At 72.2% G+C, this 11,645-nt stretch carries 7 protein-coding genes; 2 read left to right on the forward strand and 5 right to left on the reverse strand.

Features of this window, described 5'->3' with window-relative positions:
* Positions 1 to 112: 112 nt before the first annotated feature.
* Both GXP74_RS28995 and GXP74_RS29000 read left to right on the forward strand, forming a co-directional pair.
* Positions 113 to 2,041: an NHL repeat-containing protein gene (locus GXP74_RS28995; RefSeq protein ID WP_182454195.1), complete on the forward strand. Its 1,929-nt coding sequence runs from the start codon at positions 113 to 115 to the stop codon at positions 2,039 to 2,041.
* A 34-nt stretch (positions 2,042 to 2,075) separates the two neighbouring features.
* Entirely contained in the window at positions 2,076 to 3,491 is a 1,416-nt protein-coding gene (locus GXP74_RS29000) for an alkaline phosphatase family protein (RefSeq protein ID WP_182454196.1), read from the forward strand.
* 78 nt (positions 3,492 to 3,569) lie between these two features.
* Here the strand turns inward: GXP74_RS29000 and GXP74_RS29005 are convergent, their stop codons facing one another.
* From GXP74_RS29005 to GXP74_RS29025, 5 genes are all read right to left on the reverse strand, one after another.
* Entirely contained in the window at positions 3,570 to 4,787 is a 1,218-nt protein-coding gene (locus tag GXP74_RS29005) for an MFS transporter (RefSeq protein ID WP_182454197.1), read from the reverse strand.
* On the reverse strand, positions 4,787 to 6,034 hold the full coding sequence (locus tag GXP74_RS29010; protein ID WP_182454198.1) for an ATP-grasp domain-containing protein: 1,248 nt from the start codon (positions 6,032 to 6,034) through the stop codon (positions 4,787 to 4,789). The genes GXP74_RS29005 and GXP74_RS29010 overlap by 1 nt, the downstream gene beginning before the upstream one ends.
* A gap of 55 nt (positions 6,035 to 6,089) precedes the next feature.
* Positions 6,090 to 6,512: an aspartate 1-decarboxylase gene (gene panD, locus GXP74_RS29015; RefSeq protein ID WP_182454199.1), complete on the reverse strand. Its 423-nt coding sequence runs from the start codon at positions 6,510 to 6,512 to the stop codon at positions 6,090 to 6,092.
* Positions 6,513 to 6,591: 79 nt separating this feature from the next.
* On the reverse strand, positions 6,592 to 7,569 hold the full coding sequence (locus GXP74_RS29020; protein WP_182454200.1) for an ornithine carbamoyltransferase: 978 nt from the start codon (positions 7,567 to 7,569) through the stop codon (positions 6,592 to 6,594).
* Positions 7,570 to 7,635: 66 nt separating this feature from the next.
* Positions 7,636 to 11,640 carry a non-ribosomal peptide synthetase gene (locus GXP74_RS29025; RefSeq protein WP_182454201.1) on the reverse strand — a complete coding sequence of 1,335 codons (4,005 nt, stop codon included), beginning with the start codon at positions 11,638 to 11,640 and terminating at the stop codon, positions 7,636 to 7,638.
* Between the last annotated feature and the right edge of the window lie 5 nt (positions 11,641 to 11,645).

An 11,645-nucleotide genomic window follows, 5' to 3' on the forward strand; every position in this document is an offset into this window, starting at 1 on the left:
GCCAACGGCGCGGTAAACGTTGCCCGGAACGACTTTCGGCCATCGACAAGCGAATTGTCCAGAGGCGACGATCACCAGGTCAGCTCAACTTGTCTAGACAAGGAGTCCGGTCTTGGCCATACAGCTGCCCAAGGTGCGGCGCCGCTCGCGCACCGGTCTGGCCGCCGTACTGGCGCTGCTGGTGCTGGCGGCACTCGGCAGCGCGAGTGCTCGCGCCGCCACATCCGCGCCCCACACCACCGCCACCGCCGCGGTCGCCGCCGCCACCCCGCCCGGGGCCGTCGGCACCCTGTCCGCCTCGTCGGCCTCGGTCCTGCAGGGCCAGCCGATCACCTTCGACTACAGCCTCCCCGCCTCCGCCGTGCAGGCGGACAACTGGATCGGGATCTACGCCGACCCCGGTTGCGGCCCGGTCAACCAGGTGGAGGACTGCGCCTCCACCGCGTACAACTGGGTGACCAACGGCTCGGGGACGTCGAGCTTCAGCACCTCCGCCCTGGCGCCGGGGAGCTACATCGCGTACTTCCTCTACGACAACGGCTACACCTGGCTCGCGCAGCCGGTCCCGTTCACCGTCGCCGCCGCGCCGGGAACGCTCTCGGTGCGGAACTCCGTGGTCACCCAGGGCCAGTCGGTCACGTTCGACTACAGCATCCCGGCCGCCAAGGTCCTGTCCAACAACTGGATCGGCCTGTACGGAAACCCGGGCAACGGCCCGGTCAACCAGGCGTACGTGGGCTCCTCCACCAGCTACAACTGGGTCGCCAACGCCTCCGGCAGCTCCACCTTCAGCACGGCGCACCTGGCGCCGGGGAAGTACGTCGCGTACTTCCTCTACGACAACGGCTACACCTGGCTGGCCAGCCCGGTCACCTTCACGGTGCAGGCGGCCGCGCCGCCCGGGACGCTGACCGCGGAGGAGAGCACGGTCCGACAGGGGCAGCAGATCACCTTCGACTACAGCGTCCCGGCCGCCCAGGTGCAGTCCGAGAACTGGGTCGGGCTGTACTCGAACCCCGGCTGCGGGCCGGTGAACCAGGTGTCCGTCTGCGGTTCCACCACCTACAACTGGGTGACCAACGGCTCGGGCTCGACCACCTTCAGCACCGGCAGCCTGGCGCCGGGGAACTACATCGCGTACTTCCTCTACGACAACGGCTACACCTGGCTGGCCGACCCGGTCACCTTCACCGTGACCGCCGTGCCGCCGGTCGCCCCGCCCACCTACAAGACCGCGTTCGGAACCGGTCTGGGCGACCCGCAGGGGATCGCCGTCGACGCCAAGAACAACGTCTGGGTCACCGACAACGGCCGGAACCGCTACCAGGAGTACTCCGCGAAGGGCAAGCTGCTCCGCAGCTTCAGCCGGTCGGGTGACGGTCGGCTGAACGGCCCGACCGCGATCGCGCTGGACCAGGTCGGCAACGTCTACGTCGCCGACACCGGGGACAACCGGGTGGTGGAGTACACCGCCAAGGGCGCGTTCGTGCGCGCGTACACCACCGCCGGCGGGACCGCGCTGAGCCGTCCGCAGGGCGTGGCCGTGGACGCTGCCGGCGACCTGTTCGTCAGCGACACCGGCAACAGCCGGGTCCTGGAGTTCGGACCCACCGGTGCCTACCTGAAGGCGCTGACCTCGGGCCTGGGCCGACCGGAGGGCCTGTCCCTGGACAAGTCCGGTGACCTCTACGTCGCCGACGCCGGACTCGCCGACTCGGGCCCGGACCAGGTGATCGCGTTCTCGCCGTCCGGTGCCGTGCTGGACCGGATCGGCGGCAGCACCAGCAGCGACCTCGGCGGCCTGTCGAACCCCAGTGACGTCGCCGTCGACGCCTCGGGGCACCTCTTCGTCACCGAGCCCGACTTCAACATGGCCATGGAGTTCGATACCGACGGCCCGTACCTGAACGAGTTCGGGGCGGTCGGCCCCGGCGAACTGGCCAACGCGGTGGCAGTCGCCGTCGCCCCCGACGGCCAGGTCTACGTCGCCGACAGCGGCAACAGCCGCGTCGTCGAGTTCACCCCCGCCCCCGCCGGCTGATCCGCCGCCAGCACCTCCCCCCAGAAGGACTTTGATGGACCTCTCGATCTCCCGCCGCCGACTCCTCGGCTCCGGCGCGGCGGCAGCGGCGGCAGCGGCGTCGCTGGCCCTCCCGACGAACGTGCGCAAGGCGCTCGCCGCGACCGGCGGACAGGCCCGCAAGGGCCGCCTCTCCGACATCGAGCACGTGGTCATCCTGATGCAGGAGAACCGCAGCTTCGACCAGTACTTCGGCACCATGCCCGGGGTGCGCGGCTTCACCGACCCCAAGGCCATGAAGCTGCCGAACGGCAACTCCGTGTTCCAGCAGCCCTACGCCTCGCACACGGACGGCTACCTGCTGCCCTTCCACATGGACACCACCACCACCAACGCCGCGGCCACGCCCGGCCTGTCGCACAACTGGCCGACCCAGCACCAGGCCTGGAACAACGGCGCGATGGACCAGTGGGTCGACGCCAAGGGCGCGATGACCATGGGCCACTTCACCCAGGCCGACATCCCGTTCCACTGGGCCCTGGCCGAGGCCTTCACCGTCTGCGACAACTACCACTGCTCGGTGCTGGGCCCGACCAACCCCAACCGGCTCTACATGTGGACCGGCATGATCGACCCCCGCGGCACCGGCGGCGGCCCGATAACCGACAACACCCCCGCGTACAACAACCCGATCCTCAGCTACACCACCTACCCGGAACGGCTCACCGCGGCCGGTGTCTCCTGGCAGGTGTACCAGGAGGAGGACAACTACGACGACAACGCCCTCGCCTGGTTCAAGCAGTACGCCGACGCACCGGCCGGGTCCCCGCTCGCCAAGGGCGGCATGACGCACAAGTCGGCCGGCTGGTTCGAGTACGACGCCAAGCACGACCGGCTGCCGCAGGTCTCCTGGCTGGTCGCCCCGTCGACGCAGTCCGAGCACCCGGACTGGACCCCGGCCGGTGGCGCCGAGTACATCTCGTCCAAGCTGAACGCGATCGCCGCCAATCCCGACGTCTGGGCGAAGACGCTGTTCATCCTGACCTACGACGAGAACGACGGCTACTTCGACCACGCGCTGCCGCCGACCCCGCCCGCCGGGACCCCGGACGAGTTCATCGACGGCGTGCCGATCGGCGCCGGGTTCCGGGTGCCGACGATCGTCGTCTCGCCCTGGTCGGCCGGTGGCCACGTCGACTCCACGGTCATGGACCACACCTCGTTGATCCGGATCCTGGAGCGCCGCTTCGGCGTGAAGGAGCCCAACATCAGCGCCTACCGCCGGTCCACCATGGGCGACTTCACCTCCTCGCTGCAGTTCGGCGGGAACCCGGCCCGCTTCCCCAAGGGCAACCCGCAGCTTCAGGCGGCGACCATCGCCCAGGAGTTCCTGACCACCCAGCAGGAGGTGGCCAAGAACCCCAGCCCGCAGGTGCCCAGCGGAGCCCAGAGCATGCCCACCCAGGGCTGACCCCCGGGCCCGGCCGCCCCTCCCGAGGCCGCCACCGGCCCCGAGGAGGGGCGGCCGGGCCTCCTCCGCGACGGTCCGTCAGTCGGGTCGGGTCGTCCGCAGGACGAGGCCCGGGCTGCGGGAGAGCAGCAGGAGGGCGGCGAGGGCGGCCGCGATGCCGAGGCCGGCGAGGTACCAGGGGCTCGCCGAGCCGGTGTGGTCGGCCAGCAGGATGCCGAGCTGCGGGGCGGTGATCAGCCCGATGTTCATCACCGCCGAGTACAGGCCCAGGTTCCTCGACTCCCGCCCTGGGGCCGAGACCTGGGAGACGTAGTGGATGAGGCTCGGGAAGACCATCATCTCGGCCACGGTCCACAGCAGGGTCGTGCCCAGCAGCGCGGGCCCCGACCGGGCCGCGCCCATCAGCGCGAAACCGGCGGCGGCCAGCGCGTACCCGATGGTCAGCGAACGGAACGCACTGGTGTCGCGCATCGCCGTGTTCAGCGGGATCTCGAACAGCACGATGCTCCCGGCGCTGACCGCGAAGATCGCCCCCACCCACAGGCTGGAGAGGCGGAGGTCATGCACCACGTACGCGCTGAGGAAGGTCAGCGGCAGCGCGTACGCGCAGTGGATCGGGACGCTCAACGCGAGGATGGTCCAGAACCTGCGGTCGCGTCGGCCGGTGCCGGGCCCGGTCGGGGCCGGGGCCGGGCCCGGGTCGGCGGCCGGGCGGGCGTCGGCGGCGGGGCGGGAGACGAGGTAGACCGCGGCGGCGAGGACGGCGCAGGCGTTGAGCCAGAAGAGCACGGCGGGCCGCCAGACGAAGAGCGCGGCGCCGGCCACCGGGCCGACACCCATGCCGAGGTTGATGGCGAGCCGGTTGAAGGAGAAGGCGATCCGGCGGTCCCGTTCGGAGGACTGCTGGATGGTCTCCAGGTAGGAGGCCGGCATGAAGATCTCGTAGCAGAACCCCCAGACCGCGGTCGCCGCCATGAGCTCCCCGGCTCCATGGACGAAGGGCAGGCAGGCCACCGTCACCGCGTTGCCGACGAGTCCCGCGGCCATGACGGTGCGCGGTCGCAGCGCCCGCAGCAGCGGACCCGCGCACAGGTCAGCGGCGAGCGCCCCGATGCCGTAGCAGGCGACGACGAGACCCACCTGGGGGCCGGAGTACCGGTTCCGGCCCACCAGGTAGGCGGTGAGGAAGGGGAACGCCACCGTTCCGGTCTGCATGATCAGTGTGGTGACGAACAGGACCCGCATTCCGGGCCCGAGCCCGCGCACCCCCTCGAATGTGCGCCGCAGAATCGACATCAGACCAGGTAGACCCGGTCCTTGAGGTCGCGGACCCGGGCGTAGTCCGCGAGCATCGCCTCGTCGGTGGGGCCGGTCAGGTAGACCCGCATGGTGCAGGTCCCCAGGTCGACGGTCGGCCGGATGCGCTCGCCCGGGGCCAGGTTCAGCACCGTCCGGTGCACCGTCGGCAGGGCGTTGATCTGCCGGACCGCCTCCGCGTCGATGGCCCGGACGATGCCCGCGACGTCCGTGGCGACGGTGTAGCCCATGGCGGGCTGCCGTCGCGTGTAGCTGCGGCCCGCGTGGTCCGCCAGGAACGCCTCCGGTGCGGTGTAGGCCATGGCGACGAGGTCGGCCTGGTTCTGCCCGAGGCACACGTCGTGCAGGTCCGGGTGCATGCCGCCGCTCATCCGGGCGCCGGTCTCCACCAGCCTCGGCCCGGCGGAGGTCAGCTTGACCTCGCTGTGCGCGGCGCCGTGCCGGATGTTCAGGGCGTCCAGCACCGTGCCCACGTAGGCGACGAGCTCCGGGACCGGCGCTGCCTCCGGCGCCAGCAGGATGTCCTTGTCGTACAGGTTCTTGCCGTTCACCAGCGTCTTCTCGTACTTCCAGACGCTGCTGACGAAGTGCTGCCCGTCGCGGCTGACGGTGTCCACGATGTACTCGTCGCCGTCCAGGTACGCCTGGACCAGGACCTCGGTGTTCGGCAGGCCGAAGGCGTCCCGGGTGGCCAGCACCTCCCGTGCCGCGCGCCGGACCTCGTCCATGGTGAAGCAGATGACGACGCCGTCGGTGTTGCACGAGCTGAGGGGCTTCACCACGACCGGGAACGTGCCGTGCTCGGCGACCCAGGAGAGGACGGGCTCCACCTCCGGGCTCTTGAACTGGCTGACGGCCCGGACCCCGGCCGCGCGCAGCGTCTCCATCATGGTGAACTTGTTCCGGCGCGCCTCGGACAGGCGTGATCCGTTGCCGGGCAGCCCCATCAGCTCGCTCAGCCGGTCGGCCAGCGGCACCCCGGGCTCCGCTCCGGCGATGACGCAGACCGGGTCGTGGACGGCCAGTCGCCGGACCGTCGACTCGTCGTCCGTGTGGACGATGTGCTCCGCGTACGCGTCGAGGTCGGGCGGCAGCCAGTCCTGGATCGGCTCGGGGGTGCTCTGGACGTGCACCACCCGGACGCCCCGGCGGGCGAAGACCGGGGGCAGTGAACTCGCGTTGTAGTAGCCGTCGACGATGACGGCGGTGGGAGGGCTCACGGGCATCGGACATCCTCAGCTGGTCTCGGAAACGGAATCGGCGGCGGAACCGGCCGACCGGTCAGACGCCGGGGCGCACCAGGTCGCCGCGGAGCGCTCCGGTGAGCTCGCCGGTCGCGGCGGGGTCCGTGCCCATCGAGGTGATCCGGTTCCGCTCGTCGACGAACACCACCTGCGGCGTGATCCTGCTCGCCTCGGCCTCGGGGCACATCCGGTAGGCGATGATGATCACCAGGTCGCCGACGTTGATCAGCCGCGCCGCCGCGCCGTTGATGCCGACGACTCCAGAGCCCTTGGGCCCCTCGATCAGGTAGGTGGACAGCCGGTTGCCGTTGTTGATGTCGACGATGTCGACCTTCTCGCCGGGCAGCAGCCCGGCGGCGGCCATCAGGTCGCCGCAGAGCGTGAGCGACCCGACGTAGTGGAGGTCGGCCTGGGTCACGGTGGCACGGTGGACCTTGGACTTCAGCATGGTCAGGTACATGGCTTGCTCCTGGTTGGGATCTCGGTGGTCGTACGTCGGATCGGTGTCGGATCGGTACTGCGGCGCGGGCGGACGGCGGTCAGGCCAAGTACCACTCCAGGACCGCCATCGCGCCGTAGAGCTTGTGCGCCGCCTGCTGGAAGGCGATGCTGCGGTCCCCGTCGAGCACCCCGGCCTCGACCTCCTCGCCCCGGTGCGCCGGCAGGTCGTGCATGAAGACCGCCGCCGGGCAGCGGTCCATGAGCGCGGCGTCCACCTGGAACGGGCGGAACACCTGCCGCCACTCGGGGTCGGGCTTGGTGGTCCCGGTGGTCTGCCAGCGGGTGGTGTAGACGATGTCCACCTGGGGCGGCAACCCGTCCATGTGGTGCTGTTCGTCGAGCACCGCTCCGTGCGCCGCGGCGTACTCCTGGCCGCGGCGCAGGGCCGCCGGAGGCAGGCCGTAGCCGGGCGGGGTCCGCAGGTGCAGTTCGGCGCCCGGGTAGCGGGTCAGCGCCAGCGCCAGGGCGACGGCGGTGTTGTTGCCCTCCCCCACGTACAGCACCCGCAGGCCCTCCAGCCTGCCGACGGCCGTCAGCATGGCGGACAGGTCGGTGACGCCCTGGGTGGGATGTTCGTCCTCGGTCATCGCGTTGACCACGGACATGGTGTCCCAGGCGGCGATCGAGCGCAGTTCCTGGGCGCTCGCCGAGGTGCGGGCGACCAGGCCGTCCAGCATCAGGCCGAGCACCCGGCCGGTGTCGTCGGCGGTCTCACCGGTGTTCTCCTGGAGGTCCTTCGGGCCGTAGGCGATCAGCTGGGCGCCGAGTCGCAGCGCGGCGACGGAGAACGCGGTGCGGGTCCGGGTGGAGGTGGTCCGGAAGTACGTCCCCACCACCCGTCCGCCCAGTTGCCCGGTCAGCGGGACGGCGCCGCGCGCGTGCTCGCTCGACCGGTGCACCAGCGCGTACAGCTCGTCGTCGGACAGGTCCGCCAGCGACAGCAGGTGGCGCCGGGCGGCGGCCGGTCGGGACGGGTCGGCGGCGTGCGGGACTACGGGGGAACTCGTCTGTGGCATGGGGGCCTCACTCACTGTCGGGGCGACCGACGGTCGGTGGCGATCGGGGCGGATTCGGGGACGGGGTCAGGTTTCGGTCCGGGGGCGGGTCCGTTCCACCAGGCGGGCGAGCAGGCCCCGGGTGAGCTCGGCGACGAACGGCGGCCGCATCATGCCGTAGTGGTCGGCGGCCACGGTGGAGTCGGTCCACGGCGCGGAGGTGTGAGGACGCCAGTCGGTGCGGGCGACGCTGCCGTCGAGCAGGCTGGCCTCGGCGTAGACGGCGTGCAGCGGGGCCCGGACCGGGGTCGGCAGCCAGTCGCGGAACAGCGCGGTCTGGTGCCGGATCATCCGGAAGTGGCGCGGGAGTTCGGCCGCGTCCGCCGGGGTGCCCAGGGGACGCGCCCGGTCCTGGATCACGCTCAGCAGTTCCTCGTCCACGGCGGCCCCGTCCGGCACCAGGCTCAGGATGTCGGCCAGGAGCGCGCCCTGCGACTCACCGAGGTCGCCGTACCCGGCGCGGAGCGCCATCCGCACCGACTCGCGGTCGCCGATGGGCTCCTCGGTACCCACACCGCAGTCCCACATCTCGACGGAGACGACGTCGACGCCGCGTGACTCCAGTTCGGCGGCCACCGCCAGCGCGATCAGGCCGCCGAGCGACCAGCCGAACAGGGCCAGTCGCCGCCCCGGCACGAGCGCGGTCAGTTCGTCGGCGTACCGCACGGCCATGCTCGTGACGTCCGGCGGCTCCTGGCCGGCCCCGGCCCGCTCGGGTGACCGGACGCCCCACACTGGCAGGGTCGGCGGGACCAGCCGCAGCAGCGGCTGGTAGGCGAGCAGGGAACCGCCGAGCGGATGCAGCACGACCAGCGGCACCTGGCCGTCCGGGACCGGAGTGCCGTCCGGGACCGGCCCGGCGTCCGCGGCCGGGGTCAGCGGTACCACCAGGGCGTGGTCGTCGTCCCGTCCCGCCGCCGACTCCGCCCCGGTGCCGAGGACGTCGGCCATCGCCGCCAGCGTGCGGTGGCCGAAGACCGCCCGGAGCGGCAGCCGGGCGCCGAACTCCGCCTCGACCTGCCGCACCAGGCGGCTGGCGAGCAGCGAGTTGCCACCGAGCGCGAAGAAGTCGTCGTGGTCGTCGACGCGGTCGCGCTCCAGCAGCCGGGACCAGATCAGCGCCAGTCGGCGCCGGGCGGGTGTGGACGGGCTGTCGGCCGGGGCCGACGCGGGGCGCGTCCGGGCCAGCGCCGCCACCCGGGCGGTGTCGACCTTGCCGCTCGCCGTGCGCGGGAGTTGCGGCAGGAGGGCGAAGGAGGCGGGCACCATGTAGCCGGGCAGCCGGGTGGCCGCGAACGCGCGGACCTGCTCGATCCGCGGCGCCGGATCGGCGGGCGCCAGGGCGGCGTGCAGCACCGCGGCGGGGCCGCCCTGCCCGAGGACGACCACGGCGGCGTCCGCGACGCCGGGGGCGGCCCGCAGCACACCGGCGATCTCCGTGAGCTCGATCCGGTAGCCGCGGAGCTTGACCTGCCCGTCGCGGCGGCCGAGGAACTCCAGGCTGCCGTCGCCCCGTCGGCGCACCACGTCGCCGGTGGCGTACCGCCGGGACCCGTCGGGTGCCACCAGGAACCGCTCGGCTGTCCGCTCCGGCTGGCCGACGTAGCCGGCCGCGAGCTGCGGGCCGGACAGGTACAGCTCACCGGGGAACCCGATCGGCACCGGGCGCAGCCCGGGGTCGAGCACCTGCGCGGTGACCCCGGCCAGCGGTCGGCCGATGACCGGCCGCGCCGCACCGTCCTCGATGAGGCAGCCGGTGCCGTTCACGGTGAACTCGGTCGGCCCGTAGACGTTCACCGCGCGCACCTCGGCCGCGGCGAGCCGTCGCCAGAGTCCGGCCGGTACCGCTTCGCCGCCCACCACCAGCACCCGGGGCGGGTGGCCGGGGCGGTCGAGCAGCCCGGCGTCGACCAGGGCGGCGATGTGGGTCGGCGTGCCGTCGAGCGCGTCCACGGCGTGGTCGCGCAGGAACCGGACCATCGCCTCCGGGTCCGCCCGGACCGCGTCGGGTACCGGGTGCACCGTGTGTCCCGCGCGCAGCAGTTGGGTGCCCTGCCAGGAGGCGTCGAAGGTGAACGGGGCGTTGACCGCCACCTGCGCGGGTTCGGGCAGCTCGGCGTAGACCAGCCGGTCCATGGCCTGCCCGAACGCGGTCAGGCTCAGGTGCCGCACCGCGACCGGTTTGGGGTCTCCGCTGGTTCCCGAGGTGAAGACCACGTAGGCGGTGTCGTCCGGGGTCACCTTCGCCACCGGGGCGGTCGGCTGGTCGGCGGTCGGCTGGTCGGCGGTCGGGGCCGGTCGCGCGGGGACCCGGTTCACCTCGGCGAAGGCGGGCAGGACGGCGGTGTCCGCGTCGACCAGTACCGTGCGGATGCCGACCGCGCCCATCATCCGCCGCAGCCGGTCCTCGGGCAGGTCGGGATCGAGCACCGCGCACACCGCGCCGGCCGACCAGGTCCCGAACAGGGCGCTGACCTGCGCGGCGGACCGGCGCATCGACACCCCGACGACGTCCCCGGGAGCCACCCCGACAGCCGCCAGGTCCGCGCCCAACAGATCGGCACTGCGTACGAGTTGACGGTAGGTCAATTCCTCCGGTCCGTGCACGACGGCCGGTCGGCCGGGGTGCCGCGCGGCGCGCTCGCGTACCGCCTCGGGCAGCGGGGCTTCCGCCCCGACCAGCGCGGGGCCGGTCTCCCAGGGCCGCTGCAGGGCTGCCTGCCGACCGTCGTCGAGCGGCAACTCCCTTACCGGGAGCGTGGGTTCGGCGCACAGTCCGGCCAGCAGCACGATCACCGCGTCGGCCAGGCCGCGGACGGTCTGCTGGTCGTACAGCTCGGTGCGGTACTCCAGGAAGCTGGGGACCCCGGGGGTGGCGTTGAAGTGGAAGGTGAAATCCGACTTGGCCGTCCCCGGATGCACCGGCAGCCTGCTCACGCCGATCCCGGGCAGATCCAACTCGCTTGGTTCGTAGTGCAGTTCCAGGGCCACCTGGAAGAGCTGCGCGTGCCCGGCGCCGGGTCGACCCAGCGCCGACACCATCTGGTCGAGCTCGACCGAGCAGTGGCTCATCGCGTCCAGCACCGTCGCCTGGGCCTGCCGCACCAGTTCGGCCGCCGGGACGGCCTCCTCGACCCGCAGGCGCAGCGGGACGGTCTTCATGAAGTAGCCGACCAGCTCCTCGGCCTCGACCTCGGAGCGCATGTTGACCGAGCTGCCGATGACGACGTCCTCGGTCCGGGCGAGCCGGGCCAGCACCGCGGACACCGCGGCGGTCACCACCGCGAACGGCGAGCTGCGCAGCGCCGCGGCGGTGGTTTGGACGCGCTCGAACCAGTGCTGCTCCAGCGGTAGTTGGAGCCGCTCGCCGAGCTGGTCCGGATAGCCGGACAGCGGTCGGTCGGTCGGGATCGGCAACCGCTCGGGCAGATCGGCCAGTTGGTCGCGCCAGTAGCCCAGGTCGGCCTGCGCCGTGGGACTGTCCGGCGGCGCCTCCAGCGAGCGCTGGGCCCGTACCGGGTCGCCCTGCGGGGCGGCCGACGCCATGCCCGCGTACTGGGCGCTCAACTGGTCGAACAGCAACCGGAAGCTGTCGCCGTCGGACACCAGGTGGTGCAGCACCAGCACCAGCAGCCACTCCTGGTCGGCGCAGCGGATCAGGCGGGCCCGGGCCAGCGGCCCGGTGCCCAGGTCGAAGGTGCGGCGCGCGGCGTCCCACGCGGCCTGCTCGCCGAGCCGCCGTGCCCGGGCCGGTGGGAGGTCGCGCAGGTCCGACTCCTCCAGCGGGAACGGGCCCGCGGGCAGGGCGGCCAGGTAGGGCAGGCCGTCGCGCTCCAGCACGACCGAGCGCAGCGCCGGATGACGCAGGTACAGCGTGTCCAGTGCCTCGATCAGGGCGGGCCGGTCCAGCTCGCCCTCCAAACGGAAGCACTCGGCCTCGTTGTAGACCGGCAGGTCCGGTGCCATCGCACAGGCGAGCCACATCGGGCGCTGGATCGCGGGCAGCGCCGAGAGCAGCTGGTCCGTTTCCATGGTCG

The organism is Streptacidiphilus sp. P02-A3a (assembly GCF_014084105.1).
Taxonomy (GTDB): domain Bacteria; phylum Actinomycetota; class Actinomycetes; order Streptomycetales; family Streptomycetaceae; genus Streptacidiphilus.

What these genes read in the sequence shown, in the direction of transcription:
- GXP74_RS29025 (WP_182454201.1), bottom strand. Translation starts at nt 11,640, where the DNA reads ATGGAAACGGACCAGCTGCTCTCGGCGCTGCCCGCGATCCAGCGCCCG.
- GXP74_RS29010 (WP_182454198.1), bottom strand. Translation starts at nt 6,034, where the DNA reads ATGCCCGTGAGCCCTCCCACCGCCGTCATCGTCGACGGCTACTACAAC.
- panD (WP_182454199.1), bottom strand. Translation starts at nt 6,512, where the DNA reads ATGTACCTGACCATGCTGAAGTCCAAGGTCCACCGTGCCACCGTGACC.
- GXP74_RS29020 (WP_182454200.1), bottom strand. Translation starts at nt 7,569, where the DNA reads ATGCCACAGACGAGTTCCCCCGTAGTCCCGCACGCCGCCGACCCGTCC.
- GXP74_RS29000 (WP_182454196.1), top strand. Translation starts at nt 2,076, where the DNA reads ATGGACCTCTCGATCTCCCGCCGCCGACTCCTCGGCTCCGGCGCGGCG.
- GXP74_RS29005 (WP_182454197.1), bottom strand. Translation starts at nt 4,787, where the DNA reads ATGTCGATTCTGCGGCGCACATTCGAGGGGGTGCGCGGGCTCGGGCCC.